A 21,505-nucleotide genomic window follows, 5' to 3' on the forward strand; every position below is an offset into this window, starting at 1 on the left:
GCAAACCCTTTACATTGCCCGCCGGCCCCTCCTCTTGATTAAGGACAGATCAACATGAAGCTTGTTTACGCCCTCTCACTTGCAGCGCTGGCCCTGGTTGGATGCGACAAGAAACCCGAGCCGGTGGCAACCGGCCAGGCAGGCGCTGCCGCCCAGTGCTTCAAGGACACCGATTGCAAGGGTGATCGGATCTGCGAGACCGGCAAGTGTGTATCGCCACAGGCGGCTCCTGCCCTCGGCGAGCGCCCCGCCCCGACAGTCGCCACCCAACCGGCCCCAGAAGCGCCCCGGGTCAGCTACGTACCGCTGATCATCAGCGGCGACGACATCGGTGGCGTATTCACCACCAGCACCCGCGAAATGGGCGGTTCGGCCATCAACTATGTATCCCGCGCCGGTGTCGTCAACGTGATGGACTACGTGGTTGAAGACCCGGACCTCACAGGATACGTCGCCGTCGAGAAAGCCTATGCCTTCGGTGGCAAGTATCTGCTGGTGGTCTCCACCGGAGAAGGTGGCGCCAGCTGCCCCGCCACCACCTACGCCTTCACCTTTGACAGTGCCTCGGAATCGGTGACCGGCAAGATGGAAATCAACAACTGCTCGGAGCTGGTCGAAAGCCTGGCCGATGGCAACAAGCTGATCGTCAAGAAAGAAGACGTACAGCACGTTTTCTACAATGGCGATGTGAAGTAGGACCTGCACGGCTGGCTGGCCAACCTGGTGCGCTGAGAGGGCTGCTCGCCCCCTCTCAGCGCCGGAGCGCGTACGTCAGCCAGCACTCGCTTTCGATAGCGAGCGACCTGTTACAGACATCACCCTGGGAATGTTCAGGAAATTCCCGCGTAGGCAGCCCATTTCGTCATGTCTTGAAGGGATATGTTCCCACCACAGACGACAAGGCCAATAACCGCGTCGGCAGGCAGCCTGGGCGCGGTGGCAATGACCGCGGGCACAAGCGCGCCAGAAGCCAGCTCAACCCATTGCCTTGCCCCTTGCGCAAAGGACAGCATGCCCTTGATCGCCTCTTCGTCAGGGACCACAACCATGTCTTCGACATAGTGGCGAGCGTGGGCAAACATCAGCTCGTCGATGATCGGAACGCCAAGGGTGGAGACGATCGAACTGACGTCGATATCCACCGGCCTGCCCGCCTGCAAGGCCTGGCTCATGGAGTGTGCGCCGGCGGTCTCTACGCCCCAGACCCGGATCCCGGGCTTGATTGCCTTCAAGGCCGTGGCCACCCCCGCCAGCATCGCCCCGCCGCCGACCGCGACAAACACGTCGGTCAGGGACGGGCAGTCGGCAATGAACTCAAGGGCCAGTGTTCCATGCCCCTCGGCAATCAGCGTGTCGGCGCAATCGTCGATCACCACATAGCCCTCTGCCTCCAGGGCCGTGGCCCGGGCAAAGGCAGCATGCACATCCGCTTCGACAATGACCGTACTGCCGGAGGCGCGAATGCGTTCGACCGACGAAGACGGCGCGCTCTCGGGCATGATCACCGTCACCCTGGCGCCGAAGCGCTTGGCCGCCTCGCCGATGGCAATGCCGAAGTTACCCCCACTGACGGCGACGAAGTGGCTATCGCCCAGGCCCTCCTGCAACGCCGAGAACTTGTTGAGTACCCCGCGGGCCTTGAATGAACCACCGGCCTGCAGGTTTTCAAGCTTGAGAAAGACAGGCCGTTCAACCATGCCTGCCAGCATTGAACTTTCCACCGTCGGCGTACGAACTACCGATCCATCTATCCGCTGCGCTGCTGCAACGATGGATTTGAAATCAATCAGCTGAGTCATCTGGGGCCAATATCCTTGGTCTGAATGTGTGCAGGACTCCCAACGTCCGTGCCTGGCCAGCTTCGCCAGCCGCGATGAACGCTACAGGACAAACCGGGGAATGCGCCACCTATTCAAGAGTTATGGGCAGCCGATGAGCAACCTGGAGTAGCTCATGGATCATCGCTGCAAAAACAGCGTCGCCCAGTGGTAGGCTAGCGGCCCTCCACCACCAGGAAGCCTTCCCAGTGACGCCCATCATCTGCGCCAACGAGTTCGACATCTGTGTTTCCATGCCTGACTTCGTCACCTGGGCGCAGGACGAGCCTGTTCCCAACGCCGATCTGGCGGCGGCATTGAACACCCTGGGAATCGCTCTCGACATTCGCAAGCTGTACACCAGCTACTTCGACGAAACCCCGGTTGGCGCTGGCGACGTCCACATTTATCCGGGTACCGAAAGTGCAAGCCTGCTGGTCATCGATCTCTACCGAGACCCCACCGACCAACTGGATATCGTCAGTATTTCGTTGAAGATAGAACCTCTGTTGCTGCCCTTGGCCCTGCCTCATCTGCGAGGCTTTTTTGATGCTGCCGAGTGCCAGGTCGCCTTCAGGCAGTCCAGCCATTCACAGCAGTTGCGCGCGCTGATCGATGAAACCCGATACCCCGCCCCAGCCGATGAAAACGGCTATCGGCAGCAGCTGATTGCCCATCTTTGAAGAACCGGCCACAGGCGCTTCGACACCTGCCGATCAGGCCCAAGGCAGAAGCAGGCCCGACCTGGGCCGGGCCTGCCATTGGCAACTAGCTCAAGGGCATTCGCAGGTGGACGGACCGAATACCGGGCCGCTGCACGGATCTTCGGACGGGCCGAACACCGGGCAAGAAGCCTGGGCCGTCAGGGTGAAGCCCCACAGCAGCAATACCGCCAACATCACTTTTTTCATTTGCGACCTCCTGGTCAGTCATCCAGTCACCCATGCCCCCTGACGAGGGCACGGACATTCATCAAGGGCATTCGCAGACCGTAGGCCCGAGCACCGGGCCAGCGCACGGATCCTCTCCCGGCCCCAGCACCGCGCAGTCGGCTTGCGCCGTCAGCGAAAACATCCACAGCAGCAGTGAAGCCGCCAGCATTTTCCTTTTCAACCTGACCTCCTTGGTCGAGACCTCGATAGTGTTCTGTGCCCTGCTCCGTCACCAGAGGCGGACACAGGCCCCCTGTATGGCATGACGCAGGCTCAGTCCGCGCGCCCTGCCGCCGGGCCCGAGACAGCAAAGACCACTGCCGGCGATTGCGCCAGTGTGGCGTGTTGTCGCGCCTGTATGGCCGGCGCAAATCAGCGTACGGCGGCTCTTCAGCACAATCTTGCGCTGGCCATGCCGATATTTTTCAGATTATCTTTTGCCGAAAATCCAGGAACACAAGGAATCTGTGTCATGCCTTCACTCAAGCTCGTATGCCTTGCCCTCACGGTTCTGACCATCAGCGCCTGTGCCATCCCAACAGCCAAGACCGAACCCAACGACGTCGAGATCGCCGCCCAGAAACTGGTGGGGCAGCCGGCCAAGAATGCGTTTCAACTGTTCGGCAGGCCCGACCAGGGCATGGGGCCTTCTTCCTACGGCAGTGGAGGTTTCTACCTGTGGAACCGGGTGCAGACCCATACCACGCCAGAGAAGGTCTTCGTGCAGACCGGCGTCGAGTACGTCGGCCAGAAGGAGACCTGGGTAGGCATTGGCGGTGGCGGAGTCGGCGGCATGATGCCGGTGGGGAGCGAAGCGGTCTATCGCAAGACCGGGTATGAGGAAAACCGGACAGTGCTCGATTACTTCTGCAGCATCACCCTGTACACCGATAGCCAGAACATCATCACCGATGCCAGCGTAATCGACTGCAACAGCAAGAAGTGATCGGGTGATCCAGCTAAACAGGGCCGCCCCCCAGTCTTGTGCAACCAGGGTTCACCCCGGGTGGCCGGCCTGCCCCCCTTAGCTGATATCATTCGGCAACTTACCCGCCGAGTCGCACACATGAATCGCCGCAAGAAAATCAACCAACTGCTGAAGGCCAACGCCAAGAAGGCCAGCGCCAAACTGGCACCGAAGAAGAAGTGCACCTACATCAGCAAGGCCGATCGCTTGAAGCTGGCGGCTGAAGCCGCTCAAGACCCGGTCATCGCACCCGAAAGCTGATCCAGCCCCCCCCAACAGCCTTGGCCGCCGTAGCACACTGCCCCCCTCCCTGAGCGGCCCTGGCCTTTACCTGAATCACCCTGCCCCCTCGAGCCTGAGCGCTCCATCGACCTCCTGCGGCCTGCCCTGGGAAGCTGCCCGCCGCAGTTTCCGCGGCCCTGCTCGATAGCGGCAATACGCCATTAGCACATTTGCCCTAATCGACCCACGACGCCCGGCGCACCTATATTTCTACCCTTGAGCAGCCCACCTGCTGCCACGAACAAAAAACTCGAGGAGCGCCCTCTGGTCATGGCAGCCACTCACCAGAGTCCGCCCTGCCCATCGCCCGATACAGCCCCTGAGCTTGGCCACTCACCGTCTTGCCAACGGACTGAGTTGATTTTTCTTCACCCGCAAGCACCGCCTCCAGGTGCCCACCACAGCAAAGGATTGTTGCCCTATGCTCACCTCCCTCAGACCCTGGCTGCCCGCCTTGCTGCTGTGCAGTCCGCTGGCTGCACAAGCGGAAAGTGCCCCGGCCGGCGACTTCTGGATGATTCATCACCAGGGCAGCCTCAACAAGAACGAAGCCTTCATCGTCGACGGTGAACCTTCCAACATCTTCCTGCGCAAGGGCGGTGTCCGTTCGCTGGGCGTCTATCAGCTCTACGAAGAAGGCGGCAAGCCAACGATGACCGCGTATGACGTCGAAGTCGACTGCGCGAAGAACCGGGTGCGCCTGAACGGCGCGCAGAACTACAGCAAGTTCTTCAACGACTTGCGCCCGAAGAAGGTTTCCACTCAATGGCAAAAGCAGCCCGAGCCCTGGATAGCCCAGACCCGGGACTTCCTCTGTCATCCGGAGCAGCGCCAGGCGAAGCAGATGTATCCGCTCGGCAAGATGCCTACCTCGCAGATGATTTCGGCCGCTCCGGGGCTGTTCCAGTTAATGAATCACGAGCACACCAAGACGGCCATCCTGAAGATCGTCGACCAGGCATTCGATCAGATGCCCGCCAAATGAACGCACTATTTATGGAGAACGTGCGATGAAAAGACTGCTCGCACTGGGAATAGCCGCCATCCTGCTCAGCGGATGCTCGGCCATTCCGACCCTGCCCGAAGCCCAGGCCCGCAACTACTGGAAGAACCGCCCGGTTGGCGAGGCGATCGAGCACTTTGGCGTCCCCAACCAAGTCGCCACCGCCCCCGAAAAGGACTGGGTGGTACTGATCTATAAACGCGACACCTCGTACACCTCACGCGAAGCGCTCGGCACCTACACCGGCCCACAGAATGGCCAACTGGTACACGCTGAATACTGGGGCGACGTGACCAACTCAGCCAGCTGCGAAATCCGCGTCGCCATCAACCGCGCCAGGCAAGTGGACTACCTGCTGACTCGAGGCCGATGCGCCGGCATAAAGCTCAAGCCAGAAGCCTGACCCTCCTTGACCCGCCCCGGGTGGCCAGAGCCACGCCGGGCCAGGGGTCTGCTCCTGGCCCATGGCCAACCTCCATAGCGGCGGCACCAGACGATCTACTGGGCGGTATAGCTCGCGTGGCATCGAACAACCATTCCAAATTTGACCTGTCGCCACTGCTACAGCACTATCCGCCTGCCGAAAAACGTGTAGGGGTCGTGCTCGATGGCAGGGCGGCGAATTACGCTGCCACGAGCAACTCCGCAGGTTCAAATGGCGGGCTACCGGCTGATCAATCTGCAGTCACCCCGGACAGCGCAGGGGTGGCTCGCAAGACCCAAGGTTGGCTTGGCCAGTGTCGCCTTGCCCGGCACGGTAGCGGGCGAACACTGCAAATGATTGTTGGGAGCTGTACGTGGGCGACAGTTACCTGGCAACAGTTTTTATGACAAGTTGAGCCCCCTAGGCCCCAGGGTGTTCACGTACTAATCATTTATTTACGGTGCCTGGAGTCCGGGCATTTAGTGCCGAGGTATTTATGGGATTGCTTGATAGAGATTTTAGGTTGGACAGTGGTGAACGACTCACCGCATTGCACCCGGATGCACTCCCGCCCGATGCCATCGCTCGCTATGAATTCGCACGCGAGGTCCTCGCCGACCTGCCGGGGCCGCTGCTGGGCGCCGATATCTTTTGCGGCAATGGCTATGGCACTCATCTGCTGGCGCAATCCCTGCCCTGCTTCATGCACGGCATCGACGGCTCGGCCGAGTCCATTGACCTGGCTAACCGCAATTATGTCGATTTGAACGTACTGTTCAGCCAGAAATTTTTTCCGTTTTCACTGCCAGCCAACCACTTTGATTTCATTGTGTCGATCGAGTCCATCGAGCACGTCGAGCAGGGCGAAGCGTTCTTTGGGCTGATGGTCCATGCATTGAAGCCCGGCGGCCGATTGATTATCTCCGCACCCAACTCACAGGTTGTGGACCTGAGCAAAAACCCCTACGCGTGGCACTACAAACACTACACCGTGGAAGAGTTCCTGAGCTTGGGCGAACGGCATGGTTTGACCCTGATGACCTGGCTGGGGGCCGACTGCACGTTGGTCAATCCAAGTAGCGGAAAGGTGGTCTCGGGCAATTACTACAGCCCCCATAGCGGTGCTTTGACCGCAGGCCGTATCGGCGATACGCAAACTTTTTACTTCCAGAAACCACAGTGAGCCCGGCATGACTGTTCGCAAGAAACTCTACTTTATCGGTTGGGATTACAGTACGCCGCGATCAGTGCCCTTCAAGCGCGCGTTGCAGGATCTGGACTTCCCTTGGGAACCGGTGGCGTTGGTGCACGACAAGGTACTGATTGATGCCGTTGATGGCATTCAACTGATGACCACTGAAGACTTCCTGGCGCAATGCATTCCGGGACAGACGACGGCCCTGCTGTTTTCTCACGATGAGCAGCAACGCAGTCTGTGGCAACGCCGTGGTCGTGACCACGGTATTCAATGGGTCGACCAGGGCGAGTTGCTGATGGACTACGCCGCGCTGTTGAGCGACAGCGGGCGATCCCGGGATCTGGGGACGATGATCCTGCCGCAGGCATTCGACTCGGCAGCCCGTGACGCACTCAGGGCTTTTTGCGGGTGCTGGCCTGACGCGAAGTCCAACCAGACCTTCGAGGCGTATCTGAGCTTTCTTGATACCGGGTTGGCCAATCGGCTGTCCGAGGTCATGCAGCCCCTGAGTGAGCATCCGTTTTATCAGGCTGCCGCTCAAAGGCAGTCCATGCAGCCTTGCGAAACTGAAAACACCCTGGTTTGGGAGATCGCACCCAAGCGTACGGCCTTTCTTGAGCAAGCCGTATTGCAGTCCCCGAGCAAGCGCGTCAATTACGCATTCTCTGCCATGAATGCCGCAGGCATTGCCGGCGAGGCTGCCAGGCTTAAATTGCTACTGCAGGGCCTGGGTATTTCACCTGCTGCGTCCTCCGTTCACAGCGAGGGTGGGGAGCTGTTCCAGACAGGCGTCGACGGCTTCGATTTGCCGGATATCGCGGCGCCGCGCAAATGGCTGCATCTGCAGGTTGATGATCCCGCCACCCTGCTACAAGCGCTGTCTCAGCACACTCGCGAGTTGCTGGCACATGTGCGAGTAGGTCTGCGCCCGACGCAACTGCTTCAATTGCTGGAGCGTCATCCCATCGACAGCATGACATTGATCTGCGACAGGCCTGGCCCACTGGGATTACAGGTGACAATCAATATAAAGGGGCAGTGAGCGAACTCCCCGCGCTGTGCAAATCACCCACGGGTCGACAGTCACTATGGCTGTAATCGTCCGGCCTGATCCCAACGTTCAGGGAAATGGTGTCCACCTATTGAAGTGGGCACCATTTAGCCTGATTCAGACATACCTGACGGCTATTAATGAATGCTCAACGCTATCGCGCAGAGGGTTCAACGTACCGCTCACCGGCTACCTTTCGAAAAGCGTTGTTCGCATTGGCCGTCTTATCGGGCACGACACGAGCACACTCATCACTGCTTGAGCAAATCACTCGGTTTCCAGCTCTGGTCAAAGAATGCCTGCTTGGGCCCGTAAAGCCGCACGATCACCAGGAAGCCCTTGTCCGGTACGGTCTTGATCCAGTTCTTGCCCTCGCCCGGAGATTTCGGGCCAAAGTAGATATCGGTGGAGCCGTCGCTGTTCTGCACCGGCTTATCCATCTGATTGAGAGACGGGAACGGCTGGCCGTTGTCCAGGCCCGAGGCGGTCAGGTTGTCGTAGGCGGTCACCGACCAGAACAACGCCGCAGGTACATTTGCCGGCAGGTTGAGCTTGTAGGTCTGGGCACCGTCGAGGAACTTGCCGTCGGCATCACGGGTGGTCGCGGGATACTTGGCACCGGCACCGACCATGTTCATGTCGTCCCCTCCCTGCCTCTACCTGCGCAGGTCGTTATGGGCCTGCGAAGTCGAATTCGCACAGCGTTCAGAGTTCGATATGTGAGGTGAATCACAGCGTATTCTTGCTCTTTGCGCATGCCATCGGACCGGCCTTCCTAAATATTGCGCTCTACCCTCAAACCATTAATATTGATGTTCAACACCTCCCGCCAACGCCCATCAAGGATTGATACATGAAACTGTTCCGGCAGCGCTCTGCCCTACCCGCCGCGTTGCTCCTCGCTCTTTCCCTCTCCGGTTGCGTCTCCGATCTCGATTCGGGTGCCTACGGCAGCATGGACGATCCGCGCTACGCGCAGCTGTTGGACCAGGTGGACGCAGCACTCAAGGCGAACATGGCGGTGGTGCTGGTGGCGGACGTGATGCCGCACAAGTCGCTGAGCGATGCGCTGACCATGACTCAATGGACGCCGACGGTGATCTGGGAATACGAGAAGGATCCGAAGGTGACCTTCGGCCGCAAGTTCCAGACCAACGCGCTGCAGAGGCCGCCTGGTGAAACCTATCTGTTCAAGGCCTTCGAGGTGCACATCCTGCCACCAGGCAAATACTTGCTGACCGGCGGCGACGACTACCAGATCCACGGCTTGCTCGACCAGGTCGGCGCCCGCAGCGGCCCACCCGGTTCGGGCCATGGCGCCAACGGGACTGCCTACCTGTCCCCCGAGCTGTATCGCGAGTACTACAGGGAAGAGGTCTGGAAGGACGCGACCTATGGCAGCGAGACCAAGACCGAAGGTGTCTGTACCGCCGTGCTCAGGGCTTCGGGTGCCTGCGTGAGCTGGGGTGAACAGCAATATACCCAGACGACGGCGCTCTCCCCGGGCGGCTATTACCAACAGACCGATTCTCGCGACGTTCCCGCGATCAAGGTCCAGGCACGCCTGCCGGTCGACAAGGCGCTTGCCAGTTTCACCATCCAGGGCGGCCAATTGCTGCTGGCCCCACGCATGCACCTGAAGACCCCTGGCTACAAGTACCAGCAGTCGAAGTGCCGGGCGATCGACCCGAAGAAAATCGAGTGCCCTCTCGACAACCTGACCGTCTATACCTGGCCGGCGCCCATGAGCTTTACGCAGAATCTCATCGAGCAGCGCAACCTGAGCGAGAAGCACCGGCAGTTGCTGTCCAGGCTCCAGCCCATGCAAATCACGCCGCTGGGCAAGCAAGGCATGGAAGATCCCATCTGGGGCGTGCCGTTGTCACTGGCCAAGTAAGACAAGTCCGGGGGTATGGGCGTCTCATCGAATACCGTGTCGAGCATGCGCTCGGGGGCCTGTTTGCCTGAATTCGGCACGCCCCCGGTGCAGGCCCTGCCACCCCGATGGGGCCGACTGCCCACTTGCCCCTCCTGGCAATTGGAATACTGCGATGAATAAACGTGTCCCCGCCCTGATTTTCTCATCCGCCTTGCTGGCCGCATGCGGCCCCAACAAAATTGTCTACGACCTGCCTTCACCCAGCGGGAAATATCATGTGCAAGTACGCCAGTGCCCTCAAAGCGGATCCATCACATGGAGCGAGAAGCTCCAGGTCTCGGTACTGGAATCCGGCGTATCGGCAGCCTGCCAATCTGCGGTGCAAGCCTTGGCTCAGTTCGACGCCAATGAGGCCGCAAGCCAGCTCCAGCTCGAATGGATTTCAGATACTGAACTCAGGGCCTGGCTGCCAGGCTTCAACGTCGACTACGGGCCATCATCGGCAACCTACAAACACGACAATCCGGTCAAGGTGATCTTCTCGCCCAGATAATGAGCCGTGGGGTTGCGAGGTATCGACTTACGAAGTTGCAAGGCAGCTAAATAGCCGCCCTCGGAAAACACTAGACTGCGAAACACCCGCCGAACGATTTAGCTAATCTGTTGCATCGACCGGTTGAATCCACCGCCAGAAGCGGTCACTGCATAAACTCGGCGCACGCGAACCGGCAAACCGGAACGCCTGCGGTGTCTACGCTCTGGAAAAAGACTCAGTTGCCCAAGCACTTTAACAATAGGGCCAACACCCAGTCTTCTTGCGAGGCCAATGCCGTGCTGATCTCCTCGCATCTCCCATTCAGAGACAGCAGGTTGCCAGCCAGTACTTCTCCACTGGACATGCACATATCCAAAACAATACTAAAAACCCCGTTACCTACCTGCTTGCTTTCAAAAACAAGCTCAACCTCTTTAGGGAAGATCGTCACGTAGACGAAGAGTATTCCATTCGCGTATGTGTAGTGGCCATGATTTCTTTTGAGTAAAACATTCTGGCTTTTCGAAGCCTTCACATAAACATTATCTAGAAACCTTTGAAGGATGAGCAAAGGCTCTGGCTTTTCAGTGCTCATTGGGTTTCCTTGCGAGCAGTAGACTTCAACACGCCATTCTAACCAACATCGACGGCGCCCGAGCTGCACGATGCGCAAGGGCGGCCATCTGCGGGTCATTGCCATCTGTGATGAGTAGTTGTTCTTAGCTATCTGCTTACCAGCCGAGGGCCTCGCCCCCCCATAACACCCAGCTCGCCAAATGCAACCAGGGTAGGGAGAATAGGACCTCGAACCCCTACCTGAATCTGCACTGACCGCTTTCGGCCGATTGCTGCTGCAGGATAAGAGTAAAAGATGGAGCTGTATGATGATTGATAGCCTGGAGGTTCAAGAGTTCGATTACCTTGAACAGGCGTTACTTGAAGCGAGCGTGCCTTTCAGTGAAATAACACGTCAGTACGCACGCTATTTGCTCAGTCTAATCGACGGCGGTGTACTTGCTAGCATTTCCACCCCTAAGTTGAAAGTGCTGATTCCATATATCGAAAAAAGCATCCAGCGAGAACCTATAGAAAGCGATGGGGATCTCCGGAGAAGGCTTGTACTAGAACTCTGGACGGTAGAGCAACAGCACCGTAAATCAGATGAAGACTTTGCGAACCTCATACGCTGTGTACTTTTTTGCTTTGCAACAGAAGAGTGCTGGATAGAGGAAGGTACTGGGGACGCGACGCCTATCTATCTTTATTTTCTGGCTCTAAAAAAAATACTACCTGGCACAAGAAAAGCCTTTATTAGAAGTTTTCAAGGTTTTATTGCAGCCAACGGGAAATACACGCTTCACGAATAGATTGGCCCGGCCAGGCATCTTTAGATTCACTGCGCTGAAACGCCGCCAGACGGGCCCTGGCGGGCCGAAACTCTCGAAACCTCCCCAAAGGCGGGTTCGGCCACATGATCCAAAGCACTGAAACTGTTACGCCCGGTCATGCCACGACATCCACATACATTTGATGGAGCAGCCTGCGGCGAACCTCTGGACCGGATCCTGGGGCAGAACGATGGTTTCCTCGAACACGCCGGGATGTTCGCCATTCCTCGCGGTATATCTTAAAATGCGCGGTTGCCGAAGAACCGTCATGACCATAGCCATGAAAGGCTTCCATTCTTTACAGATAAGTGTGGTCAAGATGAACAAGCCTTTCATTACACTGTGCCCTGAAATTACTCGGGCGCACGCGCTGACATTGATGGATTGGTTGGAGGATGAGCGCGTTACCTGCTTTCTGAGCGATTCGCGTCACGTCTCCCGCTCCATCGAACAAGTCATCGATCGGACTCAATTGCCGATCCTGACCCATCTATTCAACCGGGACGGCCGGTTCTTCATGGCCTATGACCGGCATGACGCTCCGGTGGGCTTTGTCCGTCTGGTCAAGACCGGCTCCAATTGCGAGATAGTCCTGGTCATCGGAGACAGCGACAAATGGGGCCGGAACCTGGGCGCACGCACCATTCGCGAAGGCATGAAACTGGCCTTCCTCGACATGCGGGCCGAGAAGCTCATCGCCAAGATCCACCCGGACAACACGCGCTCGCTGAAAGCCTTTCAGCGCAGCGGCTTTGTGCTTGAAAGCGAAACGCCGACATTGAAATCATTTTCCATGACGGCCGAGCGCTATCTCCAGTTCTTGCGCGAAGGTACCGTTGTCGACTCCACTGAGATCTACATCACTGAAATCGACAAGGCCAGGCTCGAGAGCCTGATCGTGTTCGAGCAAGGCCCGACGATTGTTGAACTCGAACATGAGCTTGAGCGAGCCATTGTCGTCAAGCCGCAGCAGGTGGCGCGCAACGTCATCACGATGAACTCCAGGGCCTTGCTGCAACTGGACGACGAAGAGATCGAAGTGGCCTTGGTCTACCCTGAAGACGCGGACAGCACCGCAGGGAAGCATTCGGTGTATTCCGATATAGGCGCCGCCATCCTTGGCTATCAGGAGGGGGACACCATCGACTGGCGAATCTCTGATCGCACCCGCCGGATTGAAATCAGGAAAGTGCTTTACCAGCCGGAGGCTGCGGGGGATTTCCACCTGTAAGTGCGCCCTTTGCTTGGCGTTCGACCATCAAGCGCGAGGACTCCCCAAAGGAGAGTGCCGCGCTTTTCGTGCCTGAGCGGCCCGTTGCTTTGGTCAAAAGCAGGAGGCGGTAGAACAGGTCTAGCCGGCTATCGATGTTGATGACTCAACCAAAGATAAAATAAGCCGCCGCCGCGATCAGTCCCACACTCAACGAAACAAACGACACAAAAGACACCCATTGAAATGCCTTGGTGGTCTCCACCGTAGTGGAGAACGCCATGGGCACAAACGTTAGCGGATTGACCACGCCACCAAACATCACCAACGCAACGACCCAGTCGGGAAGCTGAGGATTGGCAAGCGCGGTGACCGCCATCACCGTCCCCATGATGATCCAGTCCAGATGCGCCTGCCGCACGCGCATCGGGTTGACCACACCTAGGGCACGGAGCTTGGCTGGGTAGTCGACGGAAGCCAGAACGGCAAAGCCGGAGAGTGCACCCAACATGATGGATAAGAGCGCTGTAGCCAAAAGTACATGAACCATGAGTTAGCCTTAATGATTCCGGGCCGGCCTATGCACGGCCACCCGGAATATAGGGTTGAGGAGATATTCAGTCGTCGCGCAGCGTTAAACCGGTACGTACGCGTCGATCAATCAAGAGCTCGAAGACATCCGGGCGCAAGTAATGACCTGCCACATCGAGGTCATGGTGCTGGGCATCGATCTGCGCAAGGTCGATGGTTGCCAGGACAATTCCAGGTTCCCCAAAGAGCGGTGCCGTCACCCAGGAACCATCTGGAGCGATCACACCAGATCCACCATTGAACAGTAAACGCTCCTCCAGTCCGTTGCCGCCAACCCCAAGGCGGTAAGCCGTCAGTAACTCGGCTGGCACATCAGCAACGTTCAGGTACTGGCCAGCGCAAAGCACAAAACAGCGCCCTTCGAACGCATAGGAACGGGCAGCAACATGGTGCATTTCCGTCATGTCCGGCCATGCCGCCACATGAATCTGTTCGTCTTGTGCATGCAGGGCCTGGCGCGCCAGCGGGTGCCAGTGCTCCCAGCACACCAGCCCTCCCACGCGACCAACCGCGGTATCGACCACCCGTAGACCTGCGGCATCACCGTTGGCCCATACCGTGCGTTCGGTGTGGGTCGGCGTCAGTTTGCGGTGCACATTCAAAATGGTCCCCTCCGGGCCAATAGTGACTAGAGAGTTGTAGAGCGAGCCGCCGTGGCGCCGAGAGCGCTCGTTCATACCCATCACCACGGTGACTGAGTTAACACGCGCAGCCTCGCGAAGCACCGCAAGGTCATCGTCCATGTCGTCAGGCTGGCCAATTACCGGGCTGTCCGCCAGTAGCTTGGCGTACCAGAACTTGGCTTGCGCATCGTCCCAGCCCGCCATTCCAAATATCCATGCGGGGTAACAGCTCAACCACGTTTCCGGGAATACCACGAGTTGCGCCTCCTTGAGCGCAGCACTCTTGATATGTTCGGCTGCCAGGCGCATCGATTCGGCTCGATCAAGAAGAGCCGCAGGCATTTGCACAATAGCGACTGTTTTTTCGCATTTGCTGATCATCTAAAAACCTTTTTCTGATGGTCGTTTATCGGTGAGCGTTCAGCTGGCAATACCTTCAAGCACGAGCTGACTTTGGCGTTGCGCTGCGATCTCCGATGAGCGTTCGAGGTTGCGCGCCAACCCGAGATACAGGCCGCCGGAAATCAACAAGCCGGGGATGAATGCGATATCCGCACCGCCCAGTGCCGCAGCTGCTGGGCCAACGAAAAACGGAAGCGAGAAGAACGGCACCATTGCGACAAAACCAACCAGATAGGCCAGTACACCTCGCCAGGCCCAACGGCCATATACGCCGTGCGGATTGAATATTTCGGCGATGGCGTATTCGCCTTTGCGAATCGCATAAAAGTCGACGAGGTTGACCGCCGTCCATGGGATGAGGAAGTACAGCATAAGCAGTACAAAGCCATTGAAGCTGGCCATATAGGCATCCGGTAACGCCAAAGCGATCACCAGTGACAGCAGGCCCACTACGCTCAGGCCGATCACTCTCACGCGGACACCGGGGCGTACTGGACGGAAGCCGTCCACCGCGCTGATTCCAGTGAGCATGGCGCCATAGCTATTTATGCCGGTGACCGACAACTGCGCGACGGCCCCCACTAACGCGACGAATATGCCAAAGCCAGGGAAGAAATAATTACCGGTTTGCACCAGCGAAACGATGCCATCGGCGCCCGGTATATAGCTGGACAACACCGCCCCCAGCGACATCAGCCATATCGCCGACGCAGTCGCGCCCAAGTACGTCCAGAAGATCAGCCGGGGGCTGGACGAGTCTTGAGGCAGGTAGCGCGAATAATCGGAGACATACACCGAATAGCTGATGTTGTACCCAGCAGCAAGTGACAACTGCACGAGAAACGCAGTGGTGTTCCAACCCGAGTTCACCGGTATTGGAGCTGCCGCGGGCAGTGCAGTAACAGCCATCAACGTCACGATGCCAAACACGGCAATTAGCAGATACGTGAGCCAACGTTGCACAAAGTGCAACAGGTCATATCCCACCAGTGCAATCACGATGCTGATCGCAATCAACATGGGGTACCAGAACCACGTCGAGCCCGGCAGAACCAGCTGTATGGCCTGAGTGACCAAAATGACGCCGAATACTATAAAACCGATGTAAACAAAGATGGTCGCCGCAAACGGCACAATGGCACCGCGGCTACCGAATTGCGCACGAGACTGAATCATCTGCGGCAAGCCCATCTTGGGGCCCTGGTTGGCGTGCAAGGCCATGAACACAGTGCCGAAGCCAGCACCTATTGCAATCGCCAGTACACTCCACATTATGCTGAGCCCCATGCTTGGCCCAACAAAGCCGACCATCATGGTGAGAAACACAAAGTTGCCGGTAAACCAGAACGGGCCTTGGTGCCAGACCTTCCCGTGCCGCTCTGCACGAGGCACATAATCGATTGAGCGAGCTTCAATGGCGGGCCTGCTCGATCCGCTACTTCGTTGAGTTGCCATACCGCACTCCGTAATCGTTATTTTTGTTCTGGGTGAAGTTTTGCTTGTGTGGGCCGCGGCAGTGGCTCCCCTCCCCGCAACACTGCCGACCAGCAGCACCGCGAGTATCGGAAGAAAAAAATGGCTGGTAAATCCTGCAGTACGGAACCTGACTTACTCGAAATCGCAACTAAAAAACGGCCTCTTTCGGTGCAGTTCAGTCGCATTGATTCGCAAGGTAAATTTGCTGGTATAAGGGCTGTCCCTATAGCGTTTGTGTCTCTACATCGGAGGTTTTGATGCTCACTAATCTCTCAGACGTGGATCTGCGCAAACTGCGCATCTTTTGCACCATCGTCGAGGCTGGAGGCTTCACTGCCGCGCAGGTACGCTTAAATACCAGCCTGCCTCGCTTGAGCACATTGGTGCGAGATCTGGAAATCCGCCTCGGCTACTCCCTCTGCCGTCGTGGCAAGAGCGGCTTTCAACTTTCCGAACAAGGCGCCCAAACTTATGCGGCGGCGCAGGAACTGTATGCTGATATCGACCGCTTTCATCGGCGGGTAGTCATGCTTAACGAAAAGTATCCAGAGTTCTTGCAGATTGGCAGCGTCGATAACCTGCTTTCGCTAGACCAGGCACCGCTGCCGCAGGCCCTCGCTTCCTTTCGCCTGGTTTCGCCCAGTACCCGCATCGACCTGCAGGTAATGCGTGCCGACGAGCTTGAGCAAGCCGTGCTCGAAGGGCGTCTGCACCTCGCCATCGGTTGTTTTAACCACCAGCTTTCAGGCCTGCATTACCAAGCGCTGTTCGAGGAAGAACAAAACCTGTATTGCGGGCGTGGTCATCCTTTCTTTGCACGTCCCGACGAGCATTTTACGGACGAGGAGATCGGTGCCGCAGATTACGTAGACCGTGGCTACATGCTCGAAAGCCGCCGGCCGCACAAATTGCGCTTCGGCAACTCGGTAAGCGCTTTCTCCATGGAAGCCATTGCCACACTGATTGCTTCCGGCACCTGCATCGGCTACCTACCGACCCACTACGCCGATATCTGGGTAGCACGTGGCATGTTGCGTGTAATTGCACCGCAGCGGCTGAGGTATAACGCAGCATTTCATAGCATCACCCGACAAGGGCAAGTCCCGACAGAGTCACTGGCCAAGCTGATGCAAGCATTGCAGGCCGCAAAGCACTCGGTGACATTGAAGTCGAGCACGCAAGTTTGAAAAATGACAAACAAACCCGTCCGTCGAAAGCACTTTTCCATACCCTAGGCAAATGGCTGTCGAATACAGCGCCCTTCATCCGCTCATGATTATTTCCTCCACTTAAGTGGAGGACTACAGAACAGTAAAAAGTCCCCGCAAAGCGGTACGTTGTGATCGGCTGCTTTTAACCGAAAGCGGTCGTTCCTAAGAACCTAGCTTGAATTCCGCTTTGACTAGGGCTCAAAGCAGCTCATCGCAAAACGGCAAGTGTATTAGCCAATCTCCACCATCAACTCGTACCCAATGGAGCGAAAGGACTTTGTCAGTTCGATGCTAAAAACAAACGAATTGCGGAAGCGATCGCCCAAATCCCAGGCAATAAAAAACCCCGTAGACGTTAATCTACGGGGTTTTCAAGGGTGGAGGCCGAGGTCGGAATCGAACCGGCGTAGGCGGATTCCGTCCGGTACCAGTTGGTCGCAATACTGGGAGATCCGGTAGAGCTCCCACTTGTCCACCATCCACGGCTTGATGCGGCGGCCTAGACCGAAGCGGTCACTGACAGTGATGTCGTAGGTCATCCAGGTTGGGTTGTCAGTCCAGGCCAACTTGAAGCTACCGTCCCAGATACCGGAGTAGGTCCTAGCCACAGGGTTGTAGTTGGCCGGCACAAGGACCCTCTTCAGCTTGGTCTCCACTGTGACGGCTGGGATGCTACGGAACTGCTCGGCCGAGAACTCGATGTAGAGCAGCGCGGTGTTCGGGTAGCGCAGCTTTGCATCGATGACCTCGGTGAAACCCGCGATCTGCATGATGTCGGCAATTTTGTTGTTGTTCTGGTTCGGGGTGATGCGGGTCACCCTGAGCAGCCAGCCGCTGGTAGCTGCCGGCAGATTGATGCGTAGGGTACCGAAGTCGGACAAATCGGTTAGCTCAAGCAGTGAGAGGGGAGGCACAGGCCTGTTCATTCGCTCACCTTCGCGATTCCTACATGACCTCAATGTGGCTCTTGAATGCAACCAATGCCGAGACGATCTGCTTACTGATCTCTGGGCTCCCTGCGATGTCCGCCTCATTCATTCCCTTTGCGAGCAGATTCACAGTTATCGACGCAGGCTCGACAACTATTGCGGACATGGTGTTCAGCACCAAACGAAGCGCCGCTTGGGCATGACTCGCACGAGGTGAAGCGTTAAACAGTGCAACCGGCTTACCAGGAAATTCATGGCTGGCCACAAGCCAATCTAAGGCATTCTTGAAAGAACCAGGTATTCCACGAGCATACTCAGGGCACGAAATAAGGATGCCATCTACCTTACCCACCAAAGCCCGTAACTCTCTGACGCTCTGCGGCGGATCATCAGCCAGGTCCGGATCGAAGTGCGGCAATTGACCAACCGCCAGATAGTGCTTGATCGACACCCCCTCAGGGCTCAACACCTCAGCCGCACGTAGCAGTGCAGAGTTAGAAGATGCTGCGCGAATGCTTCCGGACACCGCTAACAATTGGACCATTTGTAAACATTCCATTCCCTAGTGAGATAGCACAGTGTCGCATACGTGAATCAGGACGTTCACAGACATGACTGGAGCCCTCTCCGATACCAGGCCCTGGGCGGTGCGAATACTCATACCCTACAAGCAGGCGATCACGCACCAGACCCAGGCGGCACACCACATATCCTCGCGAATTCCAGTATTCGGCGCTCCACCCCACGCGAGTGCGAACGCCTCCAAGGCATGCCCGAGGACTACACCCTAATCCCCTGGCGCGGCAAGCCTGCCAGCGAATGCCCAGACGGCCCACGCTACAAGGCGATCGGTAACAGCAAGGCAGTCACCGTCGTCCGCTGGATCGGCCAGCGAATCCTGCAACAACTCTAAACACCCCACTCAACAATCGGAAAGCCTGCCGGCGATGGCGGGCAAAGCAACCCGCCCGCTGAAGTCCCCACCTGGAACTTTGATTTGTCGCGAGTGAGATGAAATGCGCCCAAGGAAGACCCATAGGTACATGCGCGACATCATCCCGAAAAAGTCGGAGCGCACTCAGAAGGACAACAAGGCCGAATTGAGGCAGCTAAGGCCAGTTTTTGACGAGATACCGGTGGATGCGATTACGCCATCGATGATTGCTGCCTATCGCGATAAGCGATCCGCGAAAACCAGAGCCAACAGAGAAATCGCCTTACTGTCTCACGTCTTCAATATTGCGCGCGAATGGGGTTTGACCAACAGAGAGACCCCCTGCCAGGGCGTTCGTAAGAACAAGGAAACGCCGCGCGACTATTACGCAAACGACGCGGTATGGAAGGCGGTCTACCAGAAAGGCGAAATTGAACTGCAGGAGGCAATGGATCTGGCCTACCTGACCGGCCAGCGCCCAGCCGATGTCCGACTAATGCGTGTCGATGATGTGGAGGGAGTGTATCTGCGCGTTGGCCAAGGCAAGACTTCCAAGAAGATCCGAATCCTCATGGAGGTCGATGGCCAGAAAAATAGCTTGGGCCTGCTCATCGAGAGAATTATTGCCAGACCGAAAAAAATAAACTCTGGCTATTTGATCGTGAGCAAGTCGGGGAAGAAGGTCTCCGAGCGCATGCTATGCCAGAGATGGGACGACGCCCAGGTCAAAAGCCGTGGCTGAGGCTATCGAACAAGGCGACCAGGGCCTGGCTAAGAAAATCGCAGGGTTTCAGTTCCGTGATATCCGACCGAAGGCGGCATCTGAAATTCTCGACCTGGACGACGCGAGCCGGCTTCTCGGACACTCAAAACAGGAGACCACAAAGAAGATTTACGTTCGAGTTGGCGCCATCGCAAACCCGACGAAATAGGAAAGTTTTGGTACGCCAGCCTTAAAGTTTTGGTACGCCAGCACTTTCATACAGGCAGTAAAAAACCCCGTAGACGTTAATCTACGGGGTTTTCAAGGGTGGAGGCCGAGGTCGGAATCGAACCGGCGTAGGCGGATTTGCAATCCGCTGCATAACCATTTTGCTACTCGGCCCCAAATGCCCAATGCCTGAAACACAACACTGGACACGTACAAACTGGAACGGCTAACGAGATCAACTTCATCTCGTAACTCTTTGATTTCTAAAGAGTTTTTCCGTTTCCTCGCTGAGGAATGGTCGCAATTATGGACGTGTTTTCCATTCCTGGCAACTCCTATTCGAGATTTTTTCTGCCGGGCTGTTTCTACAGGTTTCCGGGCTGAGCCAATCCGTCGGGTGAACAGCCTGGTGTTCGCCAACGAGGCGGGATGATTGCACAAACCCATCCAGATAGCTGCCCCCTTCTGTGTTTGCCCACCTACCCGATCGGGTTATGGCGTGGGCCGGGGCGCTCGCGGACAGTTACGCCAACGGCTCGACCCGGGCTCCTTCCATCACGTTCAAGGCGGAATTGAAGTATGCGTACAGCTTTCCCTGCGATGTTTGGCGTGGTTCTGGCACTGACGGCGGCTTGGGCCCAGGCCGGGGAGCCCGCAGACAAGACCCTGCGCCTGTACAACTGGTCGGACTATATCGGCGAGAACACCCTCGCCGGGTTCGAGAAGGCCACCGGGATCAAGGTGATCTACGACACCTTCGATTCCTATGAAACCGTCCAGGGCAAGCTGCTGCCGGGGCGCTCCGGCTACGACCTGGTGGTGCTCAACGCGGCCCTGGTACCGCCCTTGATCAAGGCGCGGGTGTTCCAGCCGCTGAACAAGGCCTTGCTGCCCAGTTGGCAGAATCTCGACCCGCAGGTGCTCAAGAGCCTGGAAAGCTACGACCCGGGTGTGCAGTACTCGGCGCCCTATACCTGGGGCAGCAATGGCGTGACCTATAACGTCGACAAGGTCCGCGAGCGCATGCCGGACGCGCCCATCGGTTCTCTGGCCATGCTCTTCGATCCCAAGGTGGTGTCGCGCTTCGCCGATTGCGGGGTGACGCTGCAGGATTCGCCCACCGACATTCTGCCGCTGGTGCTGGCTTACCTGGGGCGCAATCCCAACAGCGCCGCCCCCGAGGATTTGAAAGCGGCGCAGGATGCCTTGATGGCGGTGCGCCCCTATATCCGCAAGTTCGACTCCACCAGCTACCTCAATGGCCTGGCCAATGGCGACCTGTGCGTCAGCGCCACCTGGTCCGGCGACTACGCCACGGCCCAGGCCAGGGCCAACGAGGCCGGGGCACCGGTCAAGCTCGACTATTTCATTCCCAGGGAAGGCTCGCTGATCTGGTTCGACGATTTCTACATCCCCGCCGACGCGCCGAACGTGGCCAGCGCCCATGCCTTTATCCAGTACCTGCTGCAACCTAAGGTAATGGCCGAGGTCAGCGACTACATCCGCTACGCCAACGCCAACCTCAAGTCCACGCCACTGTTGAGTGCCGAGGTGCGGGACAACCCGGCGATCTACCCCGATGCCCAGACCCGCGAGCGGCTGTTCACCCAGAAGATCCAGACGCCCGCCAGCACCCGGCTGATCACCCGTACCTGGAACATGGTGAAGATCGGCAAGTGAGCCCCCCCCCGAACCCACAGACTTTCCACCCCATATTGCTAC

22 protein-coding genes, 1 tRNA gene and 4 pseudogenes are annotated in these 21,505 nt (G+C 57.6%); 16 read left to right on the top strand and 11 right to left on the bottom strand.

Going from position 1 to position 21,505, the window contains the following annotated elements; translation table 11 throughout:
* The first annotated feature begins 54 nt into the window (after positions 1 to 54).
* Complete coding sequence (locus PFLCHA0_RS17320; RefSeq protein ID WP_015635915.1) at positions 55 to 696, top strand: hypothetical protein; 642 nt, start codon at positions 55 to 57, stop codon at positions 694 to 696.
* Between the two features lie 134 nt (positions 697 to 830).
* Here the strand turns inward: PFLCHA0_RS17320 and PFLCHA0_RS17325 are convergent, their stop codons facing one another.
* A complete protein-coding gene (locus PFLCHA0_RS17325; protein WP_015635916.1) occupies positions 831 to 1,799 on the bottom strand; it encodes a threonine ammonia-lyase in 969 nt (322 codons plus the stop codon).
* Between the two features lie 227 nt (positions 1,800 to 2,026).
* Between PFLCHA0_RS17325 and PFLCHA0_RS17330 the strand changes: the two genes are divergently transcribed.
* Entirely contained in the window at positions 2,027 to 2,500 is a 474-nt protein-coding gene (locus tag PFLCHA0_RS17330) for a hypothetical protein (protein WP_015635917.1), read from the top strand.
* A gap of 90 nt (positions 2,501 to 2,590) precedes the next feature.
* Here PFLCHA0_RS17330 and PFLCHA0_RS31855 read toward each other — a convergent pair whose 3' ends face one another.
* The gene (locus PFLCHA0_RS31855) at positions 2,591 to 2,728 is read right to left on the bottom strand and encodes a PA0050 family protein (RefSeq protein ID WP_011061723.1); all 138 of its coding nucleotides are present in this window, start codon (positions 2,726 to 2,728) and stop codon (positions 2,591 to 2,593) included.
* Positions 2,729 to 2,789: 61 nt separating this feature from the next.
* Positions 2,790 to 2,930, bottom strand: a complete 141-nt coding sequence (locus PFLCHA0_RS31715) for a PA0050 family protein (RefSeq protein WP_003083582.1) — start codon at positions 2,928 to 2,930, stop codon at positions 2,790 to 2,792.
* Positions 2,931 to 3,221: 291 nt separating this feature from the next.
* On the opposite strand from PFLCHA0_RS31715, the gene PFLCHA0_RS17335 reads away from it, so the two are divergent.
* The 6 genes from PFLCHA0_RS17335 to PFLCHA0_RS17355 all read left to right on the top strand — a co-directional run bounded on the left by PFLCHA0_RS17335 (position 3,222) and on the right by PFLCHA0_RS17355 (position 7,665).
* Positions 3,222 to 3,695 (top strand): hypothetical protein, encoded by a 474-nt coding sequence (locus PFLCHA0_RS17335; protein ID WP_015635918.1) that lies wholly within the window; start codon positions 3,222 to 3,224, stop codon positions 3,693 to 3,695.
* Between the two features lie 120 nt (positions 3,696 to 3,815).
* Entirely contained in the window at positions 3,816 to 3,977 is a 162-nt protein-coding gene (locus tag PFLCHA0_RS31260; RefSeq protein WP_072450119.1) for a DUF2986 domain-containing protein, read from the top strand.
* A gap of 442 nt (positions 3,978 to 4,419) precedes the next feature.
* Complete coding sequence (locus tag PFLCHA0_RS17340; protein WP_011061726.1) at positions 4,420 to 4,983, top strand: hypothetical protein; 564 nt, start codon at positions 4,420 to 4,422, stop codon at positions 4,981 to 4,983.
* A 25-nt stretch (positions 4,984 to 5,008) separates the two neighbouring features.
* Complete coding sequence (locus tag PFLCHA0_RS17345) at positions 5,009 to 5,404, top strand: hypothetical protein (protein WP_011061727.1); 396 nt, start codon at positions 5,009 to 5,011, stop codon at positions 5,402 to 5,404.
* 544 nt (positions 5,405 to 5,948) lie between these two features.
* Entirely contained in the window at positions 5,949 to 6,608 is a 660-nt protein-coding gene (locus PFLCHA0_RS17350) for a class I SAM-dependent methyltransferase (protein ID WP_019093065.1), read from the top strand.
* Positions 6,609 to 6,615: 7 nt separating this feature from the next.
* A complete protein-coding gene (locus PFLCHA0_RS17355) occupies positions 6,616 to 7,665 on the top strand; it encodes a hypothetical protein (RefSeq protein WP_015635920.1) in 1,050 nt (349 codons plus the stop codon).
* A 260-nt stretch (positions 7,666 to 7,925) separates the two neighbouring features.
* Here PFLCHA0_RS17355 and PFLCHA0_RS17360 read toward each other — a convergent pair.
* Positions 7,926 to 8,312 (bottom strand): annotated as a pseudogene (locus tag PFLCHA0_RS17360) (DUF1214 domain-containing protein); the annotation flags it as partial.
* A gap of 215 nt (positions 8,313 to 8,527) precedes the next feature.
* On the opposite strand from PFLCHA0_RS17360, the gene PFLCHA0_RS17365 reads away from it, so the two are divergent.
* Together PFLCHA0_RS17365 and PFLCHA0_RS17370 are read left to right on the top strand one after the other, a co-directional pair.
* Positions 8,528 to 9,571 (top strand): hypothetical protein, encoded by a 1,044-nt coding sequence (locus tag PFLCHA0_RS17365; RefSeq protein WP_011061732.1) that lies wholly within the window; start codon positions 8,528 to 8,530, stop codon positions 9,569 to 9,571.
* 154 nt (positions 9,572 to 9,725) lie between these two features.
* Entirely contained in the window at positions 9,726 to 10,106 is a 381-nt protein-coding gene (locus PFLCHA0_RS17370) for a hypothetical protein (protein WP_015635922.1), read from the top strand.
* 217 nt (positions 10,107 to 10,323) lie between these two features.
* Here the strand turns inward: PFLCHA0_RS17370 and PFLCHA0_RS17375 are convergent, their stop codons facing one another.
* Positions 10,324 to 10,683: a hypothetical protein gene (locus PFLCHA0_RS17375; RefSeq protein ID WP_041752309.1), complete on the bottom strand. Its 360-nt coding sequence runs from the start codon at positions 10,681 to 10,683 to the stop codon at positions 10,324 to 10,326.
* Between the two features lie 289 nt (positions 10,684 to 10,972).
* On the opposite strand from PFLCHA0_RS17375, the gene PFLCHA0_RS17380 reads away from it, so the two are divergent.
* Both PFLCHA0_RS17380 and PFLCHA0_RS17385 read left to right on the top strand, forming a co-directional pair.
* Positions 10,973 to 11,455 carry a hypothetical protein gene (locus tag PFLCHA0_RS17380; RefSeq protein WP_041118634.1) on the top strand — a complete coding sequence of 161 codons (483 nt, stop codon included), beginning with the start codon at positions 10,973 to 10,975 and terminating at the stop codon, positions 11,453 to 11,455.
* 289 nt (positions 11,456 to 11,744) lie between these two features.
* Entirely contained in the window at positions 11,745 to 12,707 is a 963-nt protein-coding gene (locus PFLCHA0_RS17385; protein ID WP_080644459.1) for a bifunctional GNAT family N-acetyltransferase/nucleoside diphosphate kinase regulator, read from the top strand.
* A 145-nt stretch (positions 12,708 to 12,852) separates the two neighbouring features.
* On the opposite strand, the gene PFLCHA0_RS17390 is transcribed toward PFLCHA0_RS17385, so the two are convergent.
* From PFLCHA0_RS17390 to PFLCHA0_RS17400, 3 genes are all read right to left on the bottom strand, one after another.
* On the bottom strand, positions 12,853 to 13,236 hold the full coding sequence (locus tag PFLCHA0_RS17390; protein ID WP_011061741.1) for a hypothetical protein: 384 nt from the start codon (positions 13,234 to 13,236) through the stop codon (positions 12,853 to 12,855).
* Between the two features lie 67 nt (positions 13,237 to 13,303).
* On the bottom strand, positions 13,304 to 14,281 hold the full coding sequence (locus PFLCHA0_RS17395) for a carbon-nitrogen hydrolase family protein (RefSeq protein ID WP_015635925.1): 978 nt from the start codon (positions 14,279 to 14,281) through the stop codon (positions 13,304 to 13,306).
* 39 nt (positions 14,282 to 14,320) lie between these two features.
* Positions 14,321 to 15,757, bottom strand: coding sequence for a purine-cytosine permease family protein (locus PFLCHA0_RS17400; protein WP_015635926.1), 1,437 nt, complete (start codon positions 15,755 to 15,757; stop codon positions 14,321 to 14,323).
* A gap of 278 nt (positions 15,758 to 16,035) precedes the next feature.
* Here PFLCHA0_RS17400 and PFLCHA0_RS17405 point away from each other — a divergent pair, with 278 nt between their 5' ends.
* Entirely contained in the window at positions 16,036 to 16,965 is a 930-nt protein-coding gene (locus PFLCHA0_RS17405) for a LysR family transcriptional regulator (protein ID WP_015635927.1), read from the top strand.
* Positions 16,966 to 17,405: 440 nt separating this feature from the next.
* On the opposite strand, the pseudogene gpJ reads toward PFLCHA0_RS17405, so the two are convergent.
* Positions 17,406 to 17,855: pseudogene (gpJ, locus tag PFLCHA0_RS17410) on the bottom strand (TipJ family phage tail tip protein); the annotation flags it as partial.
* Between the two features lie 79 nt (positions 17,856 to 17,934).
* The gene (locus tag PFLCHA0_RS17415) at positions 17,935 to 18,462 is read right to left on the bottom strand and encodes an NADPH-dependent FMN reductase (RefSeq protein ID WP_019095841.1); all 528 of its coding nucleotides are present in this window, start codon (positions 18,460 to 18,462) and stop codon (positions 17,935 to 17,937) included.
* Positions 18,463 to 18,579: 117 nt separating this feature from the next.
* Here PFLCHA0_RS17415 and PFLCHA0_RS31265 point away from each other — a divergent pair.
* Together PFLCHA0_RS31265 and PFLCHA0_RS31980 are read left to right on the top strand one after the other, a co-directional pair.
* Positions 18,580 to 18,831, top strand: a pseudogene (locus PFLCHA0_RS31265) (DNA cytosine methyltransferase); the annotation flags it as partial.
* 124 nt (positions 18,832 to 18,955) lie between these two features.
* A pseudogene (locus PFLCHA0_RS31980) lies at positions 18,956 to 19,784 on the top strand (tyrosine-type recombinase/integrase); the annotation flags it as partial.
* A 99-nt stretch (positions 19,785 to 19,883) separates the two neighbouring features.
* Here PFLCHA0_RS31980 and PFLCHA0_RS17430 read toward each other — a convergent pair.
* A tRNA-Cys gene (locus PFLCHA0_RS17430) sits at positions 19,884 to 19,957 on the bottom strand.
* A 405-nt stretch (positions 19,958 to 20,362) separates the two neighbouring features.
* On the opposite strand from PFLCHA0_RS17430, the gene PFLCHA0_RS17435 reads away from it, so the two are divergent.
* Positions 20,363 to 21,463, top strand: a complete 1,101-nt coding sequence (locus tag PFLCHA0_RS17435) for a polyamine ABC transporter substrate-binding protein (protein ID WP_015635931.1) — start codon at positions 20,363 to 20,365, stop codon at positions 21,461 to 21,463.
* Positions 21,464 to 21,505: the final 42 nt, after the last annotated feature.

Origin of the sequence: Pseudomonas protegens CHA0, assembly GCF_000397205.1 — a bacterium.
In the GTDB taxonomy this organism is placed as follows: domain Bacteria; phylum Pseudomonadota; class Gammaproteobacteria; order Pseudomonadales; family Pseudomonadaceae; genus Aquipseudomonas; species Aquipseudomonas protegens.

What these genes read in the sequence shown, in the direction of transcription:
- PFLCHA0_RS17385 (WP_080644459.1), top strand. Translation starts at nt 11,745, where the DNA reads ATGACCATAGCCATGAAAGGCTTCCATTCTTTACAGATAAGTGTGGTC.
- PFLCHA0_RS17400 (WP_015635926.1), bottom strand. Translation starts at nt 15,757, where the DNA reads ATGGCAACTCAACGAAGTAGCGGATCGAGCAGGCCCGCCATTGAAGCT.
- PFLCHA0_RS17340 (WP_011061726.1), top strand. Translation starts at nt 4,420, where the DNA reads ATGCTCACCTCCCTCAGACCCTGGCTGCCCGCCTTGCTGCTGTGCAGT.
- PFLCHA0_RS17335 (WP_015635918.1), top strand. Translation starts at nt 3,222, where the DNA reads ATGCCTTCACTCAAGCTCGTATGCCTTGCCCTCACGGTTCTGACCATC.
- PFLCHA0_RS17380 (WP_041118634.1), top strand. Translation starts at nt 10,973, where the DNA reads ATGATTGATAGCCTGGAGGTTCAAGAGTTCGATTACCTTGAACAGGCG.
- PFLCHA0_RS17435 (WP_015635931.1), top strand. Translation starts at nt 20,363, where the DNA reads ATGCGTACAGCTTTCCCTGCGATGTTTGGCGTGGTTCTGGCACTGACG.
- PFLCHA0_RS17345 (WP_011061727.1), top strand. Translation starts at nt 5,009, where the DNA reads ATGAAAAGACTGCTCGCACTGGGAATAGCCGCCATCCTGCTCAGCGGA.
- PFLCHA0_RS31260 (WP_072450119.1), top strand. Translation starts at nt 3,816, where the DNA reads ATGAATCGCCGCAAGAAAATCAACCAACTGCTGAAGGCCAACGCCAAG.
- PFLCHA0_RS17375 (WP_041752309.1), bottom strand. Translation starts at nt 10,683, where the DNA reads ATGAGCACTGAAAAGCCAGAGCCTTTGCTCATCCTTCAAAGGTTTCTA.
- PFLCHA0_RS17320 (WP_015635915.1), top strand. Translation starts at nt 55, where the DNA reads ATGAAGCTTGTTTACGCCCTCTCACTTGCAGCGCTGGCCCTGGTTGGA.
- PFLCHA0_RS17370 (WP_015635922.1), top strand. Translation starts at nt 9,726, where the DNA reads ATGAATAAACGTGTCCCCGCCCTGATTTTCTCATCCGCCTTGCTGGCC.
- PFLCHA0_RS17405 (WP_015635927.1), top strand. Translation starts at nt 16,036, where the DNA reads ATGCTCACTAATCTCTCAGACGTGGATCTGCGCAAACTGCGCATCTTT.
- PFLCHA0_RS17390 (WP_011061741.1), bottom strand. Translation starts at nt 13,236, where the DNA reads ATGGTTCATGTACTTTTGGCTACAGCGCTCTTATCCATCATGTTGGGT.
- PFLCHA0_RS17395 (WP_015635925.1), bottom strand. Translation starts at nt 14,281, where the DNA reads ATGATCAGCAAATGCGAAAAAACAGTCGCTATTGTGCAAATGCCTGCG.
- PFLCHA0_RS17355 (WP_015635920.1), top strand. Translation starts at nt 6,616, where the DNA reads ATGACTGTTCGCAAGAAACTCTACTTTATCGGTTGGGATTACAGTACG.
- PFLCHA0_RS17325 (WP_015635916.1), bottom strand. Translation starts at nt 1,799, where the DNA reads ATGACTCAGCTGATTGATTTCAAATCCATCGTTGCAGCAGCGCAGCGG.
- PFLCHA0_RS17415 (WP_019095841.1), bottom strand. Translation starts at nt 18,462, where the DNA reads ATGGTCCAATTGTTAGCGGTGTCCGGAAGCATTCGCGCAGCATCTTCT.
- PFLCHA0_RS31855 (WP_011061723.1), bottom strand. Translation starts at nt 2,728, where the DNA reads ATGAAAAAAGTGATGTTGGCGGTATTGCTGCTGTGGGGCTTCACCCTG.
- PFLCHA0_RS17365 (WP_011061732.1), top strand. Translation starts at nt 8,528, where the DNA reads ATGAAACTGTTCCGGCAGCGCTCTGCCCTACCCGCCGCGTTGCTCCTC.